This is a genomic window from Chryseobacterium gambrini (assembly GCF_027920505.1).
Taxonomy (GTDB): Bacteria; Bacteroidota; Bacteroidia; order Flavobacteriales; family Weeksellaceae; genus Chryseobacterium; species Chryseobacterium gambrini.
Genome location: NZ_CP115857.1, coordinates 3,378,923 through 3,404,650 on the forward strand (window position 1 = coordinate 3,378,923; position 25,728 = coordinate 3,404,650).

General features: G+C 36.2%; 22 protein-coding genes. 11 read left to right on the top strand and 11 right to left on the bottom strand.

All coding sequences use genetic code 11. The features are described 5' to 3' along the window. Positions 1-36 precede the first annotated feature (36 nt). From cysS to PFY09_RS15570, 7 genes are all read left to right on the top strand, one after another. A complete protein-coding gene (gene cysS / locus PFY09_RS15540; RefSeq protein WP_185208684.1) occupies positions 37-1,503 on the top strand; it encodes a cysteine--tRNA ligase in 1,467 nt (488 codons plus the stop codon). 393 nt (positions 1,504-1,896) lie between these two features. Continuing rightward, positions 1,897-3,066, top strand: coding sequence for a T9SS type A sorting domain-containing protein (locus PFY09_RS15545; RefSeq protein WP_271160289.1), 1,170 nt, complete (start codon positions 1,897-1,899; stop codon positions 3,064-3,066). A 126-nt stretch (positions 3,067-3,192) separates the two neighbouring features. After that, positions 3,193-3,768, top strand: coding sequence for a carbohydrate-binding module family 20 domain-containing protein (locus PFY09_RS15550; RefSeq protein ID WP_271160290.1), 576 nt, complete (start codon positions 3,193-3,195; stop codon positions 3,766-3,768). Positions 3,769-3,873: 105 nt separating this feature from the next. After that, entirely contained in the window at positions 3,874-5,841 is a 1,968-nt protein-coding gene (locus PFY09_RS15555) for a 4-alpha-glucanotransferase (RefSeq protein WP_271160291.1), read from the top strand. Positions 5,842-5,977: 136 nt separating this feature from the next. Then, the gene (locus PFY09_RS15560) at positions 5,978-6,988 is read left to right on the top strand and encodes a hypothetical protein (RefSeq protein WP_271160292.1); all 1,011 of its coding nucleotides are present in this window, start codon (positions 5,978-5,980) and stop codon (positions 6,986-6,988) included. Positions 6,989-7,166: 178 nt separating this feature from the next. Next, positions 7,167-7,610, top strand: coding sequence for a hypothetical protein (locus PFY09_RS15565; protein ID WP_271160293.1), 444 nt, complete (start codon positions 7,167-7,169; stop codon positions 7,608-7,610). Positions 7,611-7,738: 128 nt separating this feature from the next. Further along, positions 7,739-8,248, top strand: a complete 510-nt coding sequence (locus PFY09_RS15570; RefSeq protein WP_256038185.1) for a ferritin — start codon at positions 7,739-7,741, stop codon at positions 8,246-8,248. Between the two features lie 74 nt (positions 8,249-8,322). On the opposite strand, the gene PFY09_RS15575 is transcribed toward PFY09_RS15570, so the two are convergent. Then, positions 8,323-11,316, bottom strand: coding sequence for a S8 family serine peptidase (locus PFY09_RS15575; protein WP_271160294.1), 2,994 nt, complete (start codon positions 11,314-11,316; stop codon positions 8,323-8,325). A gap of 333 nt (positions 11,317-11,649) precedes the next feature. After that, on the bottom strand, positions 11,650-14,790 hold the full coding sequence (locus PFY09_RS15580; protein WP_271160295.1) for a UvrD-helicase domain-containing protein: 3,141 nt from the start codon (positions 14,788-14,790) through the stop codon (positions 11,650-11,652). Positions 14,791-14,969: 179 nt separating this feature from the next. Here PFY09_RS15580 and PFY09_RS15585 point away from each other — a divergent pair, with 179 nt between their 5' ends. The 3 genes from PFY09_RS15585 to PFY09_RS15595 all read left to right on the top strand — a co-directional run bounded on the left by PFY09_RS15585 (position 14,970) and on the right by PFY09_RS15595 (position 17,497). Continuing rightward, positions 14,970-15,719 (top strand): carboxypeptidase-like regulatory domain-containing protein, encoded by a 750-nt coding sequence (locus PFY09_RS15585; RefSeq protein ID WP_271160296.1) that lies wholly within the window; start codon positions 14,970-14,972, stop codon positions 15,717-15,719. Between the two features lie 8 nt (positions 15,720-15,727). Next, positions 15,728-16,504 (top strand): carboxypeptidase-like regulatory domain-containing protein, encoded by a 777-nt coding sequence (locus PFY09_RS15590; protein WP_271160297.1) that lies wholly within the window; start codon positions 15,728-15,730, stop codon positions 16,502-16,504. Positions 16,505-16,762: 258 nt separating this feature from the next. Then, positions 16,763-17,497 carry an SIMPL domain-containing protein gene (locus tag PFY09_RS15595; protein WP_271160298.1) on the top strand — a complete coding sequence of 245 codons (735 nt, stop codon included), beginning with the start codon at positions 16,763-16,765 and terminating at the stop codon, positions 17,495-17,497. Between the two features lie 48 nt (positions 17,498-17,545). Here PFY09_RS15595 and PFY09_RS15600 read toward each other — a convergent pair whose 3' ends face one another. The 6 genes from PFY09_RS15600 to PFY09_RS15625 all read right to left on the bottom strand — a co-directional run bounded on the left by PFY09_RS15600 (position 17,546) and on the right by PFY09_RS15625 (position 23,345). Then, entirely contained in the window at positions 17,546-18,058 is a 513-nt protein-coding gene (locus PFY09_RS15600; protein WP_108410510.1) for a GNAT family N-acetyltransferase, read from the bottom strand. A 2-nt stretch (positions 18,059-18,060) separates the two neighbouring features. Then, a complete protein-coding gene (locus PFY09_RS15605; protein ID WP_029297636.1) occupies positions 18,061-18,282 on the bottom strand; it encodes a PspC family transcriptional regulator in 222 nt (73 codons plus the stop codon). Continuing rightward, entirely contained in the window at positions 18,275-19,549 is a 1,275-nt protein-coding gene (locus tag PFY09_RS15610) for a DUF2851 family protein (protein WP_271160299.1), read from the bottom strand. Before PFY09_RS15610 ends, PFY09_RS15605 begins: the two co-directional genes overlap by 8 nt. A 273-nt stretch (positions 19,550-19,822) precedes the next feature. Continuing rightward, a complete protein-coding gene (gene bshA / locus PFY09_RS15615) occupies positions 19,823-20,971 on the bottom strand; it encodes an N-acetyl-alpha-D-glucosaminyl L-malate synthase BshA (protein ID WP_108409079.1) in 1,149 nt (382 codons plus the stop codon). Between the two features lie 18 nt (positions 20,972-20,989). Next, a complete protein-coding gene (locus PFY09_RS15620) occupies positions 20,990-21,634 on the bottom strand; it encodes a hypothetical protein (protein WP_271160300.1) in 645 nt (214 codons plus the stop codon). Between the two features lie 19 nt (positions 21,635-21,653). After that, positions 21,654-23,345 (bottom strand): glycoside hydrolase family 3 protein, encoded by a 1,692-nt coding sequence (locus PFY09_RS15625; RefSeq protein WP_271160301.1) that lies wholly within the window; start codon positions 23,343-23,345, stop codon positions 21,654-21,656. Positions 23,346-23,463: 118 nt separating this feature from the next. On the opposite strand from PFY09_RS15625, the gene PFY09_RS15630 reads away from it, so the two are divergent. After that, positions 23,464-23,976, top strand: coding sequence for a hypothetical protein (locus tag PFY09_RS15630; protein ID WP_256038177.1), 513 nt, complete (start codon positions 23,464-23,466; stop codon positions 23,974-23,976). A gap of 67 nt (positions 23,977-24,043) precedes the next feature. Here the strand turns inward: PFY09_RS15630 and ribA are convergent, their stop codons facing one another. Genes ribA through PFY09_RS15645 form a run of 3 tightly spaced genes read right to left on the bottom strand, consistent with a single transcriptional unit; the run spans position 24,044 to position 25,728 of the window. Beyond that, entirely contained in the window at positions 24,044-24,640 is a 597-nt protein-coding gene (ribA, locus tag PFY09_RS15635; protein ID WP_076395085.1) for a GTP cyclohydrolase II, read from the bottom strand. A gap of 18 nt (positions 24,641-24,658) precedes the next feature. Next, complete coding sequence (locus PFY09_RS15640) at positions 24,659-25,117, bottom strand: hypothetical protein (protein WP_076395086.1); 459 nt, start codon at positions 25,115-25,117, stop codon at positions 24,659-24,661. After that, positions 25,114-25,728, bottom strand: a complete 615-nt coding sequence (locus PFY09_RS15645; RefSeq protein ID WP_076395087.1) for a DUF4254 domain-containing protein — start codon at positions 25,726-25,728, stop codon at positions 25,114-25,116. Before PFY09_RS15645 ends, PFY09_RS15640 begins: the two co-directional genes overlap by 4 nt.

Consider the following 25,728-nt stretch of genomic DNA (forward strand, 5'->3'; position numbering starts at 1 on the left):
CATTAATTAATCATCAATTATCATTCATAAGAAAACATGCAACTAAAAATATACAACTCGCTTGCGGGAGAAAAAGAAATATTCAAGCCGATTTTAGAAGGAAATGTAGGAATGTACGTCTGCGGACCGACCGTTTACAGCAATGTACACTTGGGAAATGTAAGAACCTTCCTTTCATTCGACTTCATCTACAGAAGTTTAATGCATTTGGGCTATAAAGTTCGTTACGTAAGAAACATTACCGATGCAGGTCACCTTACCGACGACGGCGACGTGAACAACGACAGATTCGTGAAACAAACACGCCTTGAAAAGCTGGAACCTATGGAAATTGTACAGAAATACACAGTCGATTTTCATAAAGTGTTGGATATGTTCAATTTGCTTCCTCCGAATATTGAACCGACTGCAACAGGTCATATCGTGGAACAGATTGAGCTGACTCAAAAATTAATTGAAAGAGGGTTCGCGTATGAAAGCAACGGTTCTGTGTATTTCGATGTGTTGGAATACAACAGAAGAGGCTTAAACTATGGTGAACTTTCAAAAAGAAATATCGAAGAACTTTTTGCCAATACCCGTGATCTCGACGGACAGGGTGAAAAGAAAAATCCGCAGGATTTCGCATTGTGGAAAAAAGCTTCTCCGGCACACATCATGAGATGGAATTCGCCATGGGGAGAAGGTTTTCCGGGATGGCATCTGGAATGTACTGCAATGAGTACAAAATATTTAGGAGAAACTTTCGATATTCACGGAGGCGGAATGGATCTGAAATTTCCGCACCATGAATGTGAAATCGCACAGGGAAAAGCGTGCAATGATGCTTCTCCGGTAAATTACTGGATGCACGCCAATATGTTGACGATGAATTCTCAGCGTATGAGCAAATCCACCGGAAATTATATTTTGCCGATGCAGTTGGTGACAGGAGAAAACGATTTCTTCGAAAAACCTTTCCATCCTTCCATCGTTCGTTTCTGCTTTTTGCAGGCGCATTACAGAAGTGTTTTAGACATTTCAAATGATGCCATGATTGCGAGTGAAAAAGGATACACGAGATTGATGGAAGCCATTAAAGTACTGGACAGCATCACTCCGAATGATGAAAAACAATCCGGTTTCAGTCTTGAAGAGTGGAAAAATAAAGCCTATGATGCATTAACGGACGATTTCAATTCTCCGGTTTTAATTGCACATTTATTTGAAGCGGTAAAATATATCTTTGCTTTAAATGATGGGAAAGAAACAATCTCAACGAAAGATTTAGAGGAACTGAAATCTACTTTAAATGCTTTGGTTTTTGATGTTTTGGGACTTCAGACGATTGAAGAAAATAATAATGAAAAACTGGATCAGACCCTGAAAGTTTTAATCGAGTTGAGAAATCAGGCAAGAAAATCAAAAAATTTCGAACTTTCCGATCAGATCCGCGATAAGCTTCTTGCTGAAGGTATCGAACTGAAAGACGGAAGAGACGGAACTTCTTATGTTTTGAATTAGAATAAAGCTTTACGGCTTTTAATATATCTCCCGCAGATTTTACAGATTGCGCAGATTTTTAACAAATTTATCTGCTAAATCCGCAAAATTTGCGGGAGTTTTTTTATACATAATACTGTCATTTCGACGAAGGAGAAATCTATCAAATATAATCGCAGAGATGCTTTCAACATGATAAATTAGTGAATAACATCGCTGAGTGAAATCGAAGATTCGACGAAGTCAAACGCCTTCGCGAACGAAAAATATGCTCAGACATTTAAAAAAACTTGCGACTTCGCGTTAAAAACTAATTCTTAGAGCTAAATCTCAATCTTAATTTTTTTTATATCCAATCCAAAAATTACGTAACTTAGTCATAATAAAATGATTAAAAATTTAAATGGATAGACTATGAAAAAACATTTATTCCCTTTATTTCTGTTGTTGATGGGCGCAAACGCTTCGGCACAGCAGGATTTTTTTGCTTTGGTCGGAAAAGATACTCAGAGTATTGTTTTCAATGATTTCCGTGCCATCGACGGAACAAGCGGAACTTCCGGAGAACAGATTTTTAATGCAGATTCTTCTGCAAGAGTTTTCTCACAGAGCAGAAACGGTGCTGTAAACGAGGATAAAAATACCTACAATAACGCGCAGGCTGTAAATATGGCAACGCTGGCTTATGATTCTTACAATAATAATCTGATCTATATGCCAATGTTTTCTTCCAATATTTACGTTTTAAATGCAAAAACGAAAGAAATTACTCTGGTGGAAAACAGTGTGGCAAGAGTTACTTCATGTGACATCAATTCTCATGTAACGAGAATGACAACAGGTTACGACGGAAATATTTACGCGATCAACAATTCCGGGACGCAATTTTTGCAGATCAGCAGAAAAGGAAATCAATATGTGGTTAACGATTTGGGGATCATTAAAGATGACGCTTCCAACGGAAAAAATTCTTTTACCACCATTGAAACAGGTTTCGGAGGGGATATGATTGCCGATGCAGAAAATAATTTCTATGTTTTTTCGGCTTCGGGAAATGTTTTCAAAGTTTCACCTAAAGAAATGAAAGCAAAATTCATGGGTAAAATCGCGGGAATTCCTGAAAATTATTCGGTAAACGGATCTGCCGTAAATTCAAAAGGAAAAGTAGTGATTGCAAGTGCAAAAGGTGCTCCTCTTTATGAAGTGGATCTAACTACTTTACAGGCAAAACCGCTTGGAGGAGAACAGAATCTGCATATTTATGATTTGGCAAGTAAATATTTTGCGAATGATAAAGCCATTTCTAATAATAATGCTTATGCCAATCTGGATATTTATCCGACAAGAGTGGATGAAAAGCTGATCAACGTGAATGTTAATGACAAAGCCGTAAAAGGAAACATTACACTGAATGTTTTTGATCTGTCAGGAAAAAATGTAATGAAGCAGAATTTATCTGTAAAAGACGGTTCTTTAAATCAACAGGTTTATCTTAAAAATCTGATCAGCGGAGCTTATCTGGTAAACATTACCGACGAATCCGGAAAAGTATTATTAAACAAGAAAATTTTAGTTACAGAATAATCTTTAACTTTGTATAAAGCTTAGAAACCTTTTCAGACATTTTGAAAAGGTTTTTTTTAATGAATATTTGATATTCAATAAGTTTTATTTTTCAGGATTATAATGTATTTTTATAAAAAAATATAAATGAAGCTATACTTTAATGTAGGTTACAGTGCGAAAGTCGGAGAGAATCTGCAATTGATGATCAAAGATGAAGGCTCTGTACATCAGACTCATGCTATGTTTTACGGAGAAAACGGATTGTGGAAGTGTGAGGTGGATTACTTTTCCAAAACCATATCATATCACTATCAGCTTATCGATGAAAGAGGAAATATTCTTCGCGAGGAGTTTGTTCCGCATCATCTTACTTTTCCGCACAATTACAAGGAATTTGTGGTTTTTGATGAATGGAATAATAAAAATTTTCCTGAAAACTATCTCAATAATAAAATTCTCTATAACAAGCTGAATACATTCAAGCCGGAAAAAGTTTCTGTGCTGAAGAAGCATACGCATTTATTCAGAATAGAAGCTCCGATTTATAATCCGGACTGGAAGATTGTTGTATTCGGAAGTACGGCTTCATTAGGAAATTGGGACTACGAAAAGGCGATCCATCTGTCTCAGACCGATTTTGGAATTTGGGAAACTTCTCTGGAAATTCCTGAAAACGAATTTATTCAATATAAATACTGTCTTTACGATGCCGAAAGGTAAAGTAATCGATGTGGAAATAGCGAAAACAGATTTGCTCTGCCCAATCAGTCGAAGGACGTTTTACAGATTGTTTCGGATCATTATTTCAAATTCAAACTGTATCAGATGTATCACGATGCAGGAGTTGCGGTTCCTGTCTTCTCTCTGAGAACGGAAGACGGCTTCGGTGTCGGCGAATTTTCCGATATGAAAAAACTGGCAGATTGGGCAAAAGAAACCAATCTCGGAATTATCCAGATTCTGCCGATTAACGATACAACGGCAAATTATTCATGGACAGATTCTTATCCTTATGCGGCAGTTTCTGTATATGCGCTTCATCCGCAGTATATTTCCCTTGAAAATCTTGATTTTGCGTTACCGAAAGATTTAATGGAAGATTATCAGGCTGAAAAGTCAGAACTAAATTCATTAGAATTAATCGATTACGAAAAGATGATTTCCGGAAAATGGAAATATCTGAAAGCCGTTTTCAATGAAGATAAAGAAAAGATTTACAAGGACAGAAACTTCAGGAAATTCATCAAAGACAACGAGAGCTGGCTTCTTCCTTATGCAGCATTCTGTGTACTGAGGGACAAATACAAGACTCCGAATTTCAACGAATGGAAAACGCATAAAAAATACATTGCAGGAAAGGTTTCTGCATTTTTTTCAGCAAAAAGTAAAGATTATGATGCTTCTATGCTTCATGCATGGGTTCAGTATCAGCTTCATAAACAATTAAAGGATGCGATTGATTATACGCATAACCTCGGAATTTCCGTAAAAGGGGATCTTCCGATCGGAATCTACAGACATTCTGTGGAAGCATGGACAGAACCTGAACTTTTCGGAATGGATTTTCAGGCAGGAGCACCGCCGGATCAGTTCACCGAATTGGGGCAGAACTGGGAATTCCCTACCTACAATTGGGAAGCCATGAAAGCTGATGATTACAAGTGGTGGAAAAACAGGTTCAAAGCATTGGAACAGTATTTTGATGCGATGAGAATAGATCATATTTTAGGGTTTTTCAGAATCTGGAGAATGCCGGTTTCTGCAACTCAGGGAATTTTAGGATATTTTTATCCTGCCGTTCCTATTACGCTGGAAGAATTCAGTGCAAGACATATTCCTTTTAATTTTGACAGATACTGTAAGCCATTTATCAATGATCAGATTCTCTGGAAATATTTAGGCGAAAACAGCGGAAAAGCGCTTGAATTTATCAATAATAATCAGAACGGAACCTATTCATTTAAAGAAGAATTCAATACACAGCGTAAATTAGCCGACTTTTTTAAGAAAAATCCACAAGGTTCCATTGAAGATCAGTTGATTTCTCTTTGTGCCAATGTTTTATTTTTAATTGAGGAACGAAACGGACAGGTTGTTTATCATCCGAGATTTAATGTGTACAACACAGAATCTTACAAATATCTTTCGGATTGGGAGAAAAAATCGATCTACGATCTGTATCACGACTATTTCTTTAAAAGACAGGATCATCTTTGGTATGAAAAAGCGATGGAGAAACTTCCGATGATTCTTAATGCTACAGAAATGCTGATCTGTGGAGAAGATTTAGGTCTTGTTCCGGACTGTGTTCCTGTTGTGATGGATGAACTGGCAATTATTGCTTTAAAAGTTCAGAGAATGCCTTCAGATAATATTCCTTTTTACAATCCTAAAGATGCAGGCTATCTGAATGTTGTTACGGCTTCCTCACATGACAGCTCAACGTTGAGACAGTGGTGGAAAGAAGATCCGGTGCTTACACAAAAGTATTTCAATCAGCAGTTGGTACAGTATGGAAAAGCTCCGGAAGAACTGGATCCTCATTTAGCCGAAATTATAATGAAACAGCATCTTTATAATGACTCAATGTTGGCCATTTTCCCGATTCAGGAGTTTTTAGCAACGGATAAAAATCTTAGCAATCCTAAAATGGATAATGAAAGAATCAACAATCCCGCAGTTTTTCCACATTACTGGAGATACAGGATGCATCTTAATCTGGAAGACCTGAAAGAGCAGAAAGATTTTAACCAAAAAATAGCTTATTGGATTAAAGATAGTGGAAGAATATAAATTTAACATTTGATTCTCAATTAGTTAATAATAAATTAAAAGAAGTTGGATCGGAAGATTTAACTTCTTTTTTTTATTTATATCCAAAAGATAGAAGAGAAAATTCGACTATATTAACCAATTAACGACTATAGAAATGAAAAAAATATTAATCAGTTTTGCTTTGGGTATGGCGACTTTATCGTTTGCTCAGCAGTATCCGAATAATGGTTGGGAAGATGATGGCTATTATCAGAATGACGGAGGATATTACAGTGATGAAGACGATCAGAATTATTTCCCGGACGATTATTACTACAATTATCCGCAGGATTATTATCCACAGGATTATTACCAGACCAATTACAATGATTACAGGAACAGCATTATAAGCATCAACTGGAATGGCTTTTTTGCCCAAAACAGGCTGAATCGTTGGCAGATCGACCAGATCTTAAGACTGAATAATCTGTATGTAAGTTTCTCCACATGGAATAATTTCTACAGATACAATCCGGACAGATGGTATTATGACAGATTCTATGCTTTGGAAAGAATTATGGGACCGAGAGTTTTCGTGGTATTCCAGAATAATTATTACAGAGGATACAGTCCGGTAGTTTATTTTCAGAACTACCGAAGAACGCATTACGCAGGAATTTGCAGACCAATGCCGCGCTACAGAAATGTAAATATCAATATTTACAGAGTAGACAGAGCCAGATTCCGCAGATATGATAATCCGACCTTTAATATTGTAAGAGGAAGCGACAGACCGAACAACGGTTTCCGTGGCGGTGTAAGAGACGGTAATAACGGTGGTTTCCGCAATCAGACCGAAAACAGAAACAATAATCCGGTTTTTAGAAACGATAACGGAGTAAGAAATAACGGAGGTTTCCGTAGTGGTAATGAAGCGGGGGGAAGAAGAAACAGCGGAGGTTTCAGAAACGACAGAACGGAAAACAGCGGAACCAGAGGTGGCGGCTTCAGAGGAGGAGAAGTAAGAAGAGAAGAAGCTCCGAGAATAGAAAACAATGGAGGAGGTTTCAGAAACAACGGCGGATTCCGAAGAAATGAAAACACTGCTCCGAGAGAACAACAGAACAGAGGGGGAGGAGAAAGCAGAGGAAACGGCGGCTTTCGAACCGGATTTGCAAAAAATTAATTTTCATATATTATATTTAAGTGGTGTGAGGGCAGATATTTATGATCTGCTCTTTTTTTATATTTATCATTAAATATTTTATATTAAAATTTAACATTTTTTATGAGGTTTATCTTTTAACTTTCTTTTTAACTAATAATCAAAAAGATGTATAACAATTAATTAAAAATTTAAAAAAATGAAAAAGTTAGTTTTAGCAATAGCATTTATCGGAATGGGAAGTTTTGCAATGGCACAGCAGACAACTCCGACACCTCAGGACAGACAGGCTAAAAGAGCGGAAATGAAAGAAAAATTTCAGCAGAGAGAACAGGAACATATGGCGCAGATGCAGAAAGATTTAAATTTAAATCAGGCTCAGGTAGATAAAATTAAAGCACTTCACGAAAAAAGAAAAGCTGAAATGAAAGCTGATTTTGAGAAAAACAAAGATCAGAGACAGGCAAAAAGAGCACAGATGGATGCCGATATGAAACAGATTCTTACTCCTCAGCAATATGATAAATGGCAGGCGGACAGAAAAGCAAAAATGGAAGAGAGAAAAGTGGCAATGAAAGAAAGAGGAATGAAAGGTGGAAGAATGCACAAACCAATGAACACGGCGGCTCCGGATGCAAATTAAGTAGTTTATAATTTTGATTTTTTAATGTGTAAGAGGACGGGATTTATTCCGTCCTTTTTCATTAAATTCTATTAAAACTTTTGATTTCGGGGTTTTATTCCCTAATTTTGACTGAAAATTTACGAATTATGGTTAGCGAAAGAATTGCAAAATTAATTAACGAACAAATAGCCCACGAACAATACGCTGCACAATATTATCTTTCTATGTCTGCATGGTTTTCCGGTAAAGATCTGGACGGGATTGCCAATTATTTCCGTGTACAGAGCAAAGAAGAATTAATGCATGCTGATAAGATGTTCGACTATTTAAATGATGTAGGCGGAGAAATCATCATTGGTGAAATCGCAAAGCCACCCCACGAATTTGCAAATGCAATCGACATTTTTGAAAAAGCCTTGGAACACGAGAAAAAAGTAACCAAAAGTATTTTTAATATCGTGAAAAATGCAAATGACGAAGGTGATTTTGCAACAACTTCTTTCCTGCAGTGGTTCATCAACGAACAGGTAGAAGAAGAAGCAAGCGCATCTCAGTTGGTTACCAAAATTAAAATGGTAAGCGATAATCCATCTGCTTTATATCTCTTTGATCAGGAATTGGCGCAAAGAGTTTTTGCACCGGATACAACAGCTTAATATTTATTTTACAGCATAAAAAACGAAAAGAGCAGAAATTTCTGCTCTTTTTTGTTGATAATTATATTTAATTCTTAATGTTTTACTATCAGATGGATAGATTTTTTCTCAGAATTAGCGAGAATACTTACTACGTAAACTCCATTCGGAAGATCGTTAATAGAAAATACTTTTCTGCTGATTCCTTTTCTTAAAGATTCGGATTCGGAAATCGTTTTAAGTGTTTTTCCGTTATAATCTGCCAATACGATATTTACTTTTGCATCTTCAGCCAGATTAAATTCTAAAGTAGCATTGGAAGAAGCCGGATTTGGAGATAATTTCACGTCCTGTAAAATGGCAGACTGAGCTTTTGCCTGTCTGCATTTGTCGTCGCAGAACTGCTCTCCGTCTGAAGGTTCTTTCTGGTTGATGGTAATCAGGAAATGACAAACACTTCCGTACAACTCATCAGGACTTCCTGTAATGGTTTGAGTAGCGGCAAAATCATAGCTTTCCGGTGAGGTAATGCTTGTGTTTTCCTGTTGGAAACTAAGCGCAACAGGGAAATATTCTCCTGCTTTCAGCCTGATATTTTTAAGGGAAGCGTTCTGAAGATCTGTAATGATAAATTCATGTTCATTGTAATTAAGCACCTGCATTCCTTCCATTACTTTTCCTCCGTTTTCCCATCTTTCCCAGGCTATATCATTTAGTTTTACTACAATATTTCCTACGCTTTTGAAAGGTACGTTAGAATCTTTTACCAAATTGAATTTAACATCAAAATTCTTTTCAAAATCAAAATAATTTCCGAAGAAGAATCCTGATTTTTTAGGGAAAGTTCCGCTTAAGCTTACCAGTCTTGTATTTCGGGTTACAACGTTATTGTTATTGGTAACATTTGGCTGAATAGGAGCATTCGGACCCGGATTTTCGTTGTACATCGGATCTCCCGGAGATACAATTCTTCCTAAGAAACAAACCTGATTATCGGTAAGACCTCCATAAATTGCAGGATCTATCGGATTCCATTTGGCATCAATAATGTAAGTTTGTCCCGGAGCCAGAGCCGGAATTTTGAATCCCTGACCTGTTGCATACGTATTCGAAGCATTAAATCCTGTATACGGAGTAGTAAGTTCTCCACCTGCCGAAAAACCGTTAATTAACTGTATTCCGTTCCATGAGTTTGGCCATGTTTCGCCGGTAGATCCCATTGTCCAGTATAATCTTGCAAAACTTGGGGCTGAAGTTGTACAGCCTATATTTCGAACTCTGAATCTCATCACGTTAAATCCTGGTCCAAGATATCCCGGATCCTGATGAGTAAAGTTTAATAGAGAACTGTTGGTACGTCTGTTCCAGATATCAGGACTCTGATAAATATTTGCCCATGTTGTTGCAGAAGGGTTAGGTTCCAGACCGATATCCGCAGAACTGTCGAATGCAGCAAGACTGAATGTTGATTTAGCTCTTTGAACTGCCGCATAAGCATTTACCAATCCATATCCCATCTGGCTATTCCATGTTCCGTTTGGTCTTCCTGAAGTGGAGGCATAAGCGTAAAGATCTGTTCTTACCTTTTGAGCAGTCTGTTCTATAATATCTCTTACCTGTTGAGCGGTTAAACAAGGGTTTGCAGATAAGATTAAGGCAGCTACACCGGCAATAACAGGACATGCAGAAGATGTTCCGTTAAAATTAGGGGTATAGTCTGAAGCATTATAACCATTGCTTCCCTGTCTGTCTGTGGTAGGCATTTTCACACCGGGAGCCATAATGTCGAGCTGACTTCCATAGCAGCTTCCCCATCCTTCTCCGTCACATGAGCCCGGATTTTTTCTTTCACCACAAGGACTTAATGCTCCAACCACCAATATCTGTGGATTCCAGCTTCCAGGATATCTGATAGTGGTATTGTTTTCATTACCTGCAGCAAAAACCACAACCATCCCTTTTCCGCCTCTGCCGTTCACCAAAGCGTTGGTAATTCCGTTTTCGATTATGGTGGAAGGTGCATATCCTCCCCATGAATTGCTGATTACATCTACGCCATTTGCTGTAGCCCAGTTGAAACCATTAGCCAATTGTTGAGGAGTATCGGAAAAAGTAAGATTGATACTGATAGAAATTAATTTTGTATTGGGAGCCACGCCGCTGATTCCTAAATTGTTGTTTTGAACGGCTCCGGCAATTCCTGCACAGGCGGTACCATGACTTCCTCTTACCACAGAAGGTGAAGTATTGGTCTGCGCATCATATCCTGATCCGAAAACATTCGCGGCAAGATCCGGATGATTCATTTCGAAACCATGATCAAAGATTGCTGTTTTCACGTTGGCTCCGGTGGATAAAGTCCATGCCGATTCAGCTTTTATATCAATTCCCGCATAAGAAGCCCCAAACTGTCCTGTATTTTTCAGTGACCACTGATTGGGATAAGAAGGATCTGCCGTAGCTTCCAGATTGTGATACATAAATTCCGGTTCCGAAGCTTCAAAAGATCCTGTTTCGTAAAATAAAGCGGACATTTCTATTGCCGTAGGAAGAGTGGAATTTTTAGAACATGAAATCGTAAACCAAAGTGGCATATATTCGTTATAGCCTAATACTTCCACATTGTTTTTCTGTGCTAATTCATTCAGAAGTTTGAGGTCATTTTTTGATTTCAGTTTTACATAGAAATTATTAGACATTCCCATTTTTTGTTTTTCACCGCTTATAAAACAAGGGGATGCAACCAGTACATTGGGATTTTTGTTTTTTTCAGCGATATTGGCAATGTATTGTTCGTCTGAAATATTGGCGTCGGATTCAATTTCTACATAATAGCTTTTTTTGTCGCTTACCACTTTTTTTCCGTCATTCAAAAGAGAATTTTTGGTAAAATTTTCAACAATCGGGGTGGTTGTTTTAAAATTTCTTACAACATCTGTATTGGTAGTTGAAATGGCAATTGATGATTTGTCTAACTGAAGGAAATATTTTTTCCCTTTGTAGTAATAAAAATACTTAGAAGCTGTTTGTGCGCTTATGCTCAGGATCATGAAGAGCGATAAGATGAATGTAAATATTCTAATTTTCATAATACTTTGTTTAATGGTTAAAAATTTTTTTAATGATCAGGTTTTTAATCTAAGGTGGTTTGAATAGAATTTCTGGCATAATTCATGTATTTGATATTAATAAGAATTTAATTTTTAAAGCACTAATAGTCAATGCTTTAAAATAGATTTTATTAAAGGTAAATGAATTGGGTTTAAACTGCCAGTTATATTAATTAACTGTCATCAGATATTGATTAAGTGTGATGAAAAACAGAATAAGTGTTAATTTATACTTAAGAAAAATAGATCGTAAAATGTCTACGGCGGCACCGAAGGTGCCGCCGTAGACGTTTCTTAATACAATATTTGAGATTACAAATAAATAAGCTGCGTTTTCAAAACCTTTCTACCCAGCTTTTCCAGAATATTTTTATAGTGGGCAATCTGTCTGTCATTTTTTTCAGATTCTTCACCCGTTTTAAAATCTACAATAACGTAGCCTTCGGAACTCTTTAAAATTCTGTCCGGACGATACACGCTGCTTTCACCGTTTTCGGAAATCATGATATCTTTTTCATTGATAACCTGCCATTTTTCATCAAAAAATTCAGCGTTATTTTTTATAATTTCTTCTAAATTTCTCTCAATTTCTGCGCTTTCCTCAATGGTTATCTGACCATCCAGAACGTAGCATTCCAGAACTTTTCTGATGTCTTTTGCCGTATTGATTTGGGATAATAATTCATGGACAAAAAGCCCGATTCTTACTTTTTCAACCCGTACCTGATAATTTTTTGACGGAGTGGCAATCTTAATTGACGTATTTTTTTCGTTGATGTTTTTTAAATTCTGAATATCCTTCGTTTCAAAATGGGAGGTTTTGTCCCTTGAATGCTTTTTCAGCATCTCCGGATTCACTTCATACAGATCAAATTCATCCAGATTTTCCGGATTTTTAGACTGTAAAAACTCCAGCAATTCAAGATTGTTAGACGTTTTATTCGCTTTCTGAATATAAAAATACAATTGCTCTACAGGTCGCGTTGTCGCAACGTATTGCAGACACAGCCTGTCTACAAAGTTTTTGTAAGAATTCTGTAAGTTGAAATACTGAATTTCCTCATCGTACACCTCAAGATTTTTACTGAACTGATTAATATTAACCGACTTTAAAGCACTGTCATTGCTCGTTTCAAACCAATTGGTGAACTCGGCATCACGATTTTTATTAATCATTGGGATAAAAACAATCGGGAACTCCAACCCTTTTGCTTTGTGGATCGTCATAATCTGGATCGCATCAATATTTTCCGAAGCCTGAATCGTATATGCCGAAGCCTCCTCATCCCAATATTTCAGAAATTCTTTCGTACTCGCTCCTGCATTTTGTGTAAAATTGAAAAGCATCTCGAGAAAGTTCAGCAGGAAATCGGTCTCTTTATTTTCAACAGAAAATTCATTAATATAATACTCAACAAAGTTGTACAGATTGAATCTCGGGAAATTGTCCTGCTTAAGCTTCAGAGCGTATTTTTCCTGAATAAAGTGTAATATTTCTTCGTGCGTTTCAATTCCTAAAATTTCCTTCATTTCCAGGGTAAAATCTGCCATCTGAATTCTTCCCAGTTTGTTCAGGTAATACATCATCATGATCAGATTCGGCTTATTCTTAGGATTGCTTTCCCATCGCAGGAATTCAACAACGGCTTTAAGCGTGTTGGATAATTCTAAGGTAAGACCTTTATCGGAAATCGTTTTAATATTCGTTTCCTCTCCTTTGTAATTTATCTTCAGATTTCCCAGTTTTTGAGAATAGCTGAAAATATCAAAATTTCCACGGCATAGAATCGTAATGTCTGAAAATTTAAAGCCGTTATCCAGAATCTCCTGAATATCTTTCCTCATGCTTTCAGACGTATCGTTGTAAAAATCCTCATTCGTAAGATTTTCTATCAGATTTACCTTTACACGTCCTTCGATCGACGATTTCGGATTTTGTTCGGCATCAGTTCCGAAAATATTTTTATGCTCTTCCGATAAAGATTCAGAATGAAATTTGTACAGTTCATTATTAAAGTGAACAATATTCTTCGCGCTTCGCCAATTATCTTTTAAAACCAGCAAATCTGCCTGTTTTGGAGAAAATTCTTTTTTGTTGATGATATCGAGCATCAGTTTACTTTCCCCTCCACGAAATCGGTAAATGCTCTGTTTCGGGTCTCCAACCAACGTAAAAGAAGTATTTTCTGATGAAATGGCATGATCTCTCAAAGGAATAAAATTTTGCCACTGCAATTCTGAAGTATCCTGAAATTCATCAAAAAAATAGTGCTGAAACTGAGAGCCTACTTTTTCATAAATAAAAGCCGAAGGCTCATTCCGAAGGTTTTCGTTAATTAAAATATTAAATTTAGAAAGCAAAACAAGGTCGTTTTCTTCCTCAATTTTTTTTAGCTCATCCTGAATGTCTTTATTTACCTTTAAAGGCAGAAGCGCGGATAAAATTTTCTCTTTTTTCTGGGTTTCTATGTACAGCCGAATAAGCTGCATTCTGTAATCAAGAAGCTGATCGAGAATTTCAAGAATTTCAGCTTCCTTGTTTTTTGATTTTGCCGAAGCTCCTTTCCGGTAGTTATTCACAACAGATTCTTCCGCAGTCGTAGGAAAAGGAAATCCCGGTCTTTTCTGATGATAAAAGTCTAATACTTTCGTAAAAAAGCCTCCGATTCCGTTTTTTCCCTGTGCAAAATCTTCGATTTCAATATTCCTTGATCTGAATAATTCGATGGATCGTGTAGCCAGTTCAATTGCCTGTTTTTTATTCTGGGCAATTTCTTTTCGGAGTGTGTCTTTGATGTTCTCGTAATTCGTGCTGTCGAAATCCTTATTGTTTTTAAGGTGCTCGTAATGAATATCTTTCACGAACTCTTTTGCCGAACCGTAAAGACTTTTGTTCAGGTTTATTCTTTCATTATTTTCCAGACTGTAATCCACATAATCCATGAAAGAGTTGGAGATCACTTCGTTTTCGCCAATCTGATCAAGCATTTTATCAACCGCTTCAATCAGAAAAGGTTCCGCTTCAATTTCCAGATTGAAATTTTTGGCGAGTCCCAGTTCATAAGAAAAACTTCTTACCAGACGGGAATTAAAACGGTCAATCGTTCCGATATTCAGAGTAGAATAATTATGAAGCACATAATCCAGCATTTTTTTGGCGCGGTGATGCAGTTCATCAATCGTTATTTTCAGACCTTCTTCCTCAAATGCCTTCTGAATATTTTTTAAATCCGGATTTTCTGCAAAATTATCGTTGGAAAAATTTCCGAGCCACGTCAGAATTCTTTCCTTCATCTCATTGGCCGCCTTGTTGGTAAATGTCAATGCCAGAATATTCCTGATCGACTGCTGCTGATTAGGATACCGAAGACAGATCATTAAAAGCCTCTGCACCAAAGCATAGGTTTTCCCCGAACCTGCCGAAGCATTAATTACCGTATAAGAATTTTGCATTTCAGTGGAATTCAAAGTGCAAGTTAGCTATTTTTTAAGTGAAATTTTAACAATTTCAGACTGCTATTTAACAGTTTTAAAAATAAAATTCTAAAAGAAATCCTAAAACACGTTAACTGTGGTTAAACTTGTTGTTTAGTTTAAAAATAACTTTAGTTTTGCTTTATAAAAAATAACCTGTGAAAATAAAACTATTCTTTGTCTTAGCTTCTCTATTTTTCATTAACTGTAATGCTCAGAATTATATTTTCGGAAAAGTAACTTCTGAGGATAAAAATGAGATGCCAGAAGTTACGGTGATCAATATCCGGACTGATGAACGGGTTCTGACCAATCGTGATGGTCATTTTATGATTTCGGGAAGGGCAGGAGACGAGCTTCGTTTTGTAAAATCGGGCTATGAACGTACAAACCGTAAAATTACTCAGGAAAACATCACGGCTCCGGTTAATGTAATAATGATAAGAGCGGCAGAACTGATTGCAGAAGTGGAAATTAAGAAAAATGTAACCGGAGATATTAAAATAGATTCTAAAAATCTGAATCCGCCAAGAAAAGTTGAAAAACTGAAGAACGATCTGGCGAAATATATGTCCCAAAAGTCGGCTCCGGGAGTTTTAGTAGCCAGACCGGGAGAATTTGTACAGCCGGTAACCAAAGGAATTTACAGTTTCGGGAAAGTTAAAAACAAATGGGACGATGTGGATCTGATGAATTATCTGCAAAATTCTTTAGGAGATACCTTCTTTGAAGAACTTCAGATTCCTAAACCACAGATCCAGCATTTCATCCTTTATATTTTAAGAACAGGTTTTGAAAGAAAAAATATCCTGAAATACGGCTATTGTACTGAAGCAGATATGAATCGGTTTAAAAATGCTGTGTTGGGAAGAATTTCAGCTTATAAATCGCCGCAGCCTCAAAAATAAATGATCTTATGAACCTCAGATTAGTTATTATTCTGTTTTTTATGTTTGTGAATGTCTTTTCACAACAGAAAATTTCGGGAAGAATTACGGATGAAGATGGCATCAATTTACCCTCCGTTACGGTAATGAATGTTTCTGCTGACAAAAAAACGTATACAGCCAATGACGGAACGTTTTCTATTGAGATCGCTTCTCCGGATGACGAAATCCGTTTTGTAAGAAACGGTTTTGAAAGATCTTCCATAAAAGCGATGTATGGTTTAAACAAAGACCTTAATATTAAACTGACAAGAATTGCAGAAGACATTGAAGAAGTGGAAGTGGCTAAAATTACCGGAGATCTAGACAAAGATTCTCGCGCGGTAGCGAAAACCGATAAAGGGCAAATTGTGGAAGATGCGGTAGGATTGCCGCAACCCGTAGGAAAAATGCGCGAAAAACCGGCAGAAGTGAAGCAGGTTTTAATTCCGATTCTTTTGGGAAGCCTTAATGTTCAGGGATTGTATGATCTCATCAGTGGAGATGCAAGAAGAATGAAGCGCCAATATCGGTATGATGATCTTCAGGAAGATATTTTGTGGGTAAGAAACAGGGTGGAAGACGAATATTTTACGAAAGAAGGCATTCCTGCGGAGCGGATTTCAGAATTTATAGAATTTGCATTTGTGAATAAACCACAAACGCGAACTTTTGTAAGAGCCAAAAATTTAACCGGAGCTTTATCCAGAATGGACGACGCAATTCCTGTTTTTGTTAAAAGAATTAAAGAAAGCAAAATACCATAATAAATGTTAAAAAAATCTTAAAATTTGGAATGAGAATTGATGCAATAGTTTAGTAAACAGACATTAAAATTATTATGGCTGTCCGTAATTTTTCATCATTAAAAAAAACTTTGGGTTCTTTGTTGAGTGAAACGCCTTTGTGAACTTAAAAAGCGGTTAATATTTAAAAACCCTTGAGAACTTTGTGTTAAAATTAGGCATTATGATTAATTAAGGATAAGCGGAAAATTATTGTAACAAACAAATTCACAAATTTTTATGAATAAAAACATTCTTTCGATTGCCATTGCAGCATTAGGTTTCGTTATCGGGCTCGGACTTTTAGGAAATGCGATTAAAAACAGAAACAAATCTGAAAATACCATTTCTGTTACAGGTTTGGGAACCAAACAATTTACTTCTGATCTTATTACGTGGTCGGGAAGTTTTTCTAAGAATAATTTTGACCTGAAATTGGCTTATGATGAACTGGCTTCAGATCGAAAAACCATCAACGATTATTTATTATCAAAAGGAGTAAAGCAAAATGAGATTGTTTTTTCTTCTGTGGACATCCAGAAACAGTTCAAAAATTATACAGATAATAATGGGAATAACGTTCAGAATGAGTTTACCGGATACAACCTTACCCAGACTGTATCGATTGAAAGTAAAGAAGTCGCAAAAATTGAAAATCTTTCAAGAAATATTACGGAAATCATCAACAGAGGAATAGAATTTACATCGTCTTCGCCAAATTATTTTTATACCAAATTAGCTACGGTAAAACAGGAAATGATTGCTTCTGCCACAAAAGATGCCAAAGAACGCGCGGAAAAAATTGCTGAAAATTCCGGAAGCAGTCTGGGAAATCTGAAAAAAGCAACGATGGGCGTTATCCAGATCACGGCTCCGAATTCCAATGAAGATTATTCTTATGGCGGAACCTTCAATACCGCTTCAAAAGATAAGGAAGCAAGTATTACCATAAAGCTGGAATATCAGGTAAATTAGTTTTTTACTAAAAAAATCCGAAGCATTTAAAACTTCGGATTTTATATTTTAATGATAAACAATATCGTAGATTTCGTCTTTTACTTCCTTTAGATTTTCAGGTTGATAATTAGCAAGAAGCCATAAATTCAAAGGATTTTTTCCTTCGCCGTAACTTGGCTGAACATACATTTCATCAATCAGGCTGAATCCGTTTTTCTGATAAAAAGAATAGCGTCTTTTCGTATCTTCTGTTAAATGTCCGTGTTCTATCTCCAGAACAATTCTTGGATAATTTTCAAAAAGATAACGGGTAATGTGAGATCCCAGTTTCTGGCTTCTGAATTCCTCAAACACTTCAAAATGTTCCACAAAAGCAAAATTGCTGAGTTCCCAGATGATTAGGTAGCCTATATTTTTAGCTTCGTGAAGTACAGAAATTATTTTCACTTTAGGGTGTGAGAACAGCGGAGACAATTTGTCCCAGTCTCTTCTTTCGTCTTCGGGAAACGTTTTGCAGTATGCCTCAAAAATTTCCTTAACCCTGTAATCTTCCGTAGAAGTGATCTGTAAAAATTCCATATCTATAAATCAAAAACATTGGGTCTTCTGGTGATAAAAATATCCTTTACCCAAAGTGTGAATGCCAGTCCCAGATAAATTAAAAAGAAAAATCCTGCCGTTGCAAAAGTAGAGTAGATGAAAAAAACTCTCAGTTTAGAAACAGGAATTCCGAGTTTTGCGCCCGTTCTTGTAAGAACGCCAAACCATTCTCTTTCCATTTTATGGCGGATATTGTCAAGCATTTGAAGATTCTTTTAAAATTTTAAATCCAATACCGCAATTTAAGCAATTTTTTTCTTCACAGGAATTTTTAAAATGATAAATCAGACTTTGTGATTCCAGTGCTGTCTTACATTTCATGCCCAGCTTTTTCCAGGCAGCAATAACTGAATTTTTTTCGGACGGAAGGTTTTTGTAAAAAAGCAGGATTTCGTCTGCAATTTCTTCGTTATGATATTGATGATAGGTGTATTTTAGAGGTAAAATTGTGTTCAAAATAATCAATTCGATAAAATCGCGCGATACAACTTTGGGCTGATTTACCGATGATATTTTCCCGAAATTATAATGATCATCCCAGTATTCAGAAGCTTTGATATCACTAAAAATTTCGAAAAGCTCTTCTGTATTTTTAACATGGATGATTTTTGAAAATAAGTTCTGATGCCGGAAATAAAGATTCGCCAACTGCGACAAACGGAGCGTTGGAAAATTGGGTGGTCGTAATCTCAGAAATTTAGGATGAAATTTCAGATCGGAAATGTTGAATTTTGCCTTGATAAAATCAAATTCCCGCTTCCAGATTTTCATCGTTTCATCCTCCGGATTTTCCAGCCAGCCGGAAATACCCAAAAATAAAGCTTCCAGTTGCATTTCATTTTGCCGGATCTTATTAATGATGGTAAAATCTATGCTTTCCGCAATTTGCCTGAAAATAAATGCATTCACCTTTAATCCGAAAGAATAGGCTAAAGAATGAAACAAAACGGCTTCAAAATTATTTTTAAACTGAGCCAAGTTCTTCTCAAATTCTAAAGATTTCTCCGCCAGTTTTTTAAGAACATTTTCTTCATGAAAGTGAACCGGAATTTTGCCGGGATCAAAAATATTTTCGCAGGGAATAAACTGCGTTCCGCCGATCAGTTTTTCATATTTCCACAGAATATTTTCGTCGATATGATCTTTTAATTCCAAGGTGGGAATATTTTTATTTTTCAGTTCCTCAATTTCACAATCGTTATGAAAAACGACATGAAGAATTATATTCTGATAGTTTGGATCGTGTGAATGGTTGTGAAAGATCCAGTCGGAAGATTTTACATGAAGTTCAATATTTCCTGCAAAAGTAATTTCATTGATCTTCACCTTCGCCGCCAGAAAATCCGGACCGGAATCTGTATTCCATTTTCCGAAGTCTAAAATTTCAACGGGATTGCCTTCAAGATCTTTGAAGTCGAAATGCTTGAACACTTTATGGTTCCAGAGATATTGTAAGAGTTTTTCGGTCATGGGTGTTTAATGCAAATATAAAATAAAAATGATTTGAAAATATTAAATATTTGAAAATCAATTAAATAAGAAAATTATTTTATAAATAATTCAAAAGTCATAAATCCTTTCAGAGAAAATAATTATTTGCATGAAAAATATTAATCTTCCAAAACTCGATGTATAAAAAAGCTGCATCCTTTTGAATGCAGCCGTTGTGTTTTTATGGTATAAATCTAACAGGTTTTTAAAATCTGTTAGGTTTTGGTAAGTCAAAACTTTCTTTATATAATGCTATGCTTTGGTAAGTTCACTTTTGAAATTTTCGATGGTGGTTCTGTACATTTCTTCGTAGATCGGAAGAATATTTTTAAGGTCGAATTTTATTGCCTGTTCTTTGGCATTGACTTTCATCTGCGCCAGAAGTTCGTCGTTGCTTAGTAACTTAATGGTGTAGTTGCTCATCGCCTCCACATTTCCGATCTCGGCAAGAAAGCCTGTTTCTCCCTGAATATTTACTTCCGGAATTCCTCCCGCATTCGAGCTGATGACCGGAGTATTGGCTGCCATTGCTTCCAGTGCGGCAAGACCGAAGCTTTCCTGTTCAGAAGGCAGTAAGAATACATCCGAAAGCTGAAGAATTCTATAAAGATCATTTACTTTACCCAGAAGACGGATTTTTGAAATCAGATCCGGATTTTCTTCTAAGAACTGGTTGATTTTTTCCATATCCGGACCTTCTCCGATGATGATAAGTTTGGATTTTACCTTTTTCTGAACATTCTTGAAAATCTGCAATACTTCTTCCACGCGCTTTACAGGACGCAGGTTCGATACGTGGATCAGGATTTTTTCGTCCGGATTGGCAAACTGTGTTCTCTGGCATTCGTTACACTCGTCAAACTCAGAATTATCGATAAAATTCGTAATCACCTGAATTTCTTTTTTAATCTTAAAGAACTGGAGCGTATCTCTTTTTAGACTTTCCGACACCGAAGTGATCGCATCCGACTGGTTGATGGAGAATTCTACAGCGTGTTTGTAGCTTGGATGCTGCCCGACCAATGTAATATCTGTCCCGTGAAGCGTTGTAACCAAGGGAATATCGTTGTCGTCTTCCTTCAGCATCTGTTTGGCTGTAAAAGCTGCGTAAGCGTAAGGAATCGCGTAGTGTGCATGAAGCAGATCCAGCTTATAGAGATTCACCACTCGGTAAATCATCGAACTCAGCGCAATATCATACGGCTGATATTGGAAAAGCGGATAAGTCTGAACATTTACCCTGTGAAAGAAAATATTCGGATTGGTAATATCTAATCTCGCAGGTAGCGCACTGCTGATGAAGTGGACTTCATAGCCTTTGTTGGCAAGCGACATTCCGAGTTCTGTTGCTACAATTCCGCTTCCTCCGTAGGTGGGATAGCAAAGTATGCCTATTTTCATTTATTTTGGTGGTATTTTTTAATTGTTTGTACTGCAATTTTTTTCATAATACTGGCGTAATACTTCCGGATTATTATTTTTAATTACTATTTTTTCTGCTTCAAAATCACTTACTAGTTTCGGGCATATATTTATGAAAAAATTTTTAACCTGTCTTTTTAACATTTGCTTTTTATTAAGAGTGGGAATACTATTGTTAATATAGATAACCTGCGGTTTTTCATTTTTATACTGAAAGAAGAAATATTCATGAGAAGAAGGCGTTACGGAGTAATGATATCCGTTATTAATCCCACCATCGTAGGCGTAAGCAACATACGTTGAAATTTCTCCTGAATTTATTTTTTTCATCCAGCAAAAAGTGGTTTTAGGTTTATCCGATAAAAAGAAATAAATATATTCCTTTAATTCCGCAGTTACTGTCTCATTGTTTTTCGGATTGATGTATTCTACTTTATCCAGTAAATTCATCTTTATCTTCTCCTTTTTTTTAGAGCCGTTTTCTATAAAAGCCAGTTTAGTTTCTTCGTTAGATACCATATCTGCTTTTCCGGTCCTTTTGCTTCCATCCAAAAAGTACAAAGTAGCATCAAACTGCTGCGCTTTTGTGTTGAATGTAACTGAAATAACGATAAAAGCTAAAAGTTGAATAATTTTTGACATCATGTGTTCTTTATTGCATTTATTTTTGTGAATTATTTAAATCCATTCCCATTCCTGCCTTCAAATTATCATTTACCAAAACAGGAAGTCTGCCCTGGATTTTTGTTTTTCCGTTTAATGCATCGGCTGTTGCGTTCATTGAGTCTTCATTGTTTTCATACGAAACCAGAACGGTTGAAACCTTTGAAATGTCAATATCTTTCAACGCGTAAGCGCTTCCGAAAACATTAAGAATGACATTCTGATTTTTCGTAAGCTCGGATAACACTTTCTTTGAAGCGTCTGAAATTTTATAAGGTTTATAAGCCGTGGAATTATCTTTATGGAAACCGACAATCACTGTGGAATTTGCTGGGATCGCAGCAATTTCATCAGCTTTTTTAATGATGATATTTGAACCTAATCGATTGGTAAATGTCTGATAAGGGGCTTCTTCCAATGGAACATAATATATTTGTTTTCCGTTCAGAGGAAGCAGTTTTTTTTCATCCTTCAGCAAAGTGAGTGCATTTGAATAGAGATTCTGAACTAAAGTTTTATGAGAATCATTATTTAAATCTGAATTAATGTTTTCAGGATTTTTAGGGGTGTATTTATCAAGTCCTAAAAAATATTTGGTTAAAAGGATCTTTTTCACACTTTCCTCCACTCGTGATTGTGAAATTTCGCCGCTTTCAATAGCTTTCTGAATTAGTTTTTTTCCTTCTGCAACTCCCTGTGAAAACAGCATGATATCGTTTCCTGCTTTAAAAGCCATTGCATCCAGTTCTCCGGGTTTATATTTGTTGGCAACAGCGCCCATATTTAAAGCATCGGTAATAATTAAGCCTTTGTAGCCGAATTTATTTTTTAAAATACCGGTGATGATGTTTTTAGAAACTGAAGCCGGAATTCCTTTATTGGGTTCTAAAGCCGGAACGTATAAATGCGCTACCATTACACCTCCGATTCCTTTATTCATAAGGGTTTTAAAAGGGGCAAGTTCTACATTGTTCAGTCTTTCAAGATTGTGTGCTACCACAGGAAGATCGGTGTGCGAATCTGTGCTTGTATCTCCGTGTCCGGGAAAATGTTTAATTGCCGCTAAAATAGAATTGTTCTGAAGTCCGTTTGCATAAGCCGATGCAGAATTTACCACATTGCTGACTTCCGAGCCGAAGCTTCTGTTTCCGATAATCGGGTTGTTGGGATTGGTGTTTACATCCACAACAGGCGCAAAATCCCAGTTGATGCCCATCCGGTGACAGTCTTCCGCAATTTTAGCCGACATTTTTTCAATTAAACTTTTATCCTGAATAGCTCCTAAAGTCATTGCCCACGGAAATTTGTGCGCCGCAGCGATTCTCTGGTACAGTCCCCATTCTGCATCCATTCCTATCATTAAAGGAACTTTTGATTTTTGCTGAAATTCATTTACCAAAGTGATTTCTCTTGCCGCATCGTCCTGCATCAGAATTAATCCTCCGATCTTATCATTGGTGACAATACTCCTTACTTTTTCAATTTCATTTTCACCTCGGTTGGTGTAAAGTGCCACGATAAAAAGCTGTCCCAGTTTTTCGTCCTGAGATAAGCTTTTATAGGTTTTATCTACCCATTGGTTTGCCTTTTTCAGATCGTCTTTGGAAATGTTTTTAGGCTGATATTGAGCAGATAGTTTTGAGCTTGAGAATATGAAAATGAAAAGTGAACTGTAAATAAGTTTCTTCATAATTTTTTGAATAAGAACAAAAATACAACTAAAAAAATGATGAAAACAAAGTTTTTGAAATTTTTGGTATATGATTTGAATACGCTTTATAAATAATAAACAACTAAACTTTTATAAAATGAAAAAATTTCTTCCAATTTTAATAATGGCTTTTGTAAGCTTATTTATATTTAGCTGCAAGGACGATACGGATAGTGATACCTATTCTCAATCAAAAGATGTAGTTGGATCATTTAATTCAGGTAATAATTATGCTTTTACTCAAGGAATAAATATTCAAGGAACTGATGTTGTTTTAGTCTACAGAAATTTAGGTGCAGCTTGGCAATTAATCCCTAAAATGGAATATATTCCTAATTCTACAGGAATGCCAACGGATAGAGAATTTCAATATAATTTTGTTTTTGATAGCCAAAATGTTCAAATTAGAATTGATGATCAGAACTTTAATTTGGCAACAGGATTAAATAGCACAGAAGCGAATGAATATTTAAATAATCAAAGATTCAGAATTGTTTTGGTTCCGGCAAGTGCAGGTAAAAATGCTAGTGTTAATTATGATGATTACAACAGTGTAATTAAATATTATAATATCGACGAGTCTAAAATAAAGACTTTTTACGCTAAATAGAATATATCTTTTCAGTTTTTTATAATTACAAAAAAGCTCCGGAATTTCTTTCGGAGCTTTTGCTTTTTTATTTATCGCTGTCATCGAGTAGATGACCAAAATAATCTTTTTTTGTCTGTAAATATCCTTTACTGATTTCGTTTGCCGGAATCTGCAACGGGACTCTTGAGTTGAGGTGGATATTGCTTTCGGTTACATATTTTACTTTTTCAGGATTGTTGGTAAGAAGATTAATATCTTTTACCCCCAATAAATTCAGGATTTCAATAGCAACTCCAAAGTTTCTGTCATCCGCAGGAAGTCCAAGTTTTAAATTGGCTTCTACGGTATCAAAACCTTTTTCCTGTAAAGAATATGCTTTTAATTTATTGATGATCCCGATATTTCTTCCTTCCTGACGAAGGTAGATAATAATGCCTCCATTTTCATGGATGTATTTCATGGCAGCATCTAATTGCTGTCCGCATTCACATTTTTTGGAATGGAAAACTTCCCCGGTAATACATTCTGAATGAAAACGCACGTTTACAGGTTTGGAAAAATCTGTATTTTCTGCAACGATCGCCATGTGAGGCATCCAGTCGTTTTCGTTTTCAGAGAGCGCGATCATTCGGAACGTTCCGTATTCCGTAGGGACGTTGGATTCCGCCTGAATTTTAATCATTAATTCCTAATTGGTTTTTTAGTTTCTTTTTACAGAATCTTCTATAGCAGAAATATTGGTTTTTAATCTAACCAAATATCTGTTGAGAACCTCATTGTCGTCCTCTTTAAGATTCTGTCTTAGCTTTTGAATTTTTTTATAGGATTTTTCAAAGTCTTTTATTGCTCTGTTTTTACCCTGAAGATTACCGGCATCTATAGCATAAAGATAGTTTTGCAGGCTGTACTTTAAAGTAGTGATTTCAGTGTTTAAAGCTGTATTTTTAAACTGCGGAAAAGTAGCAATAAGATTGGATATTTCTGAAGCGTTTACATTGTCACGAACATTAATTTCGATGTTGTTTTTGGCTCCTTTATCAGAATCTGAACCTTTTGTTTCGCTATAAAAACTATTCGACAACGGAGAAAAATTGGGTTTTTCCGTTGCGCAGGAAGATGTTATAATTAGTAGTACTCCAAAAAAAATTATTCGTTTCATTTTTGCTGCCCCTTTTGATAAAGGATTGGGTTAAGACTTTCATCATTGTACATTTTCATTTGTTTGTACACTTTCATCTTAACATCTCCGTTCTCGATATCAGTAAGCAACTGATTAATAGAAGTGGAAAGATCTTCATGCTGGGTAAGAAGAACATCCAGTTTGGCTTTACAAGCTGCTCTGTGCTCTTCTGAAGCAGATTCTCTGTAGGCTTCCTGCGACATATGATAAACCTTTAATGCAAGAATTGATAACCTGTCTACCGCCCAGGCGATTGTTTCGGTATTTATTTTTGCGTCAGGCTTAGGAGTAATATTTTCAAACTTTTTCAGAAACCAACTGTCGATAAATTCTACCAGATCTGTTCTTTTCTGGTTGGATGTATCAATTGTTCTCTTCAAATGAAGAGCTTCAGTTGGGTCAATATTTTCATCTCTAATTATATCTTCCAAATGCCATTGAACGGTGTCAATCCAGTTTTTAGCATACAAAATCCGTTCCAAAGTATCCTTTTCGAACGGGTTATTAATTAGAGTGTTAACGTCATCAGACACGTGATAGTCTTCAATAGCCTGATTGAAGACTTTCCATGCAGTCTCAGTAAAATTCAT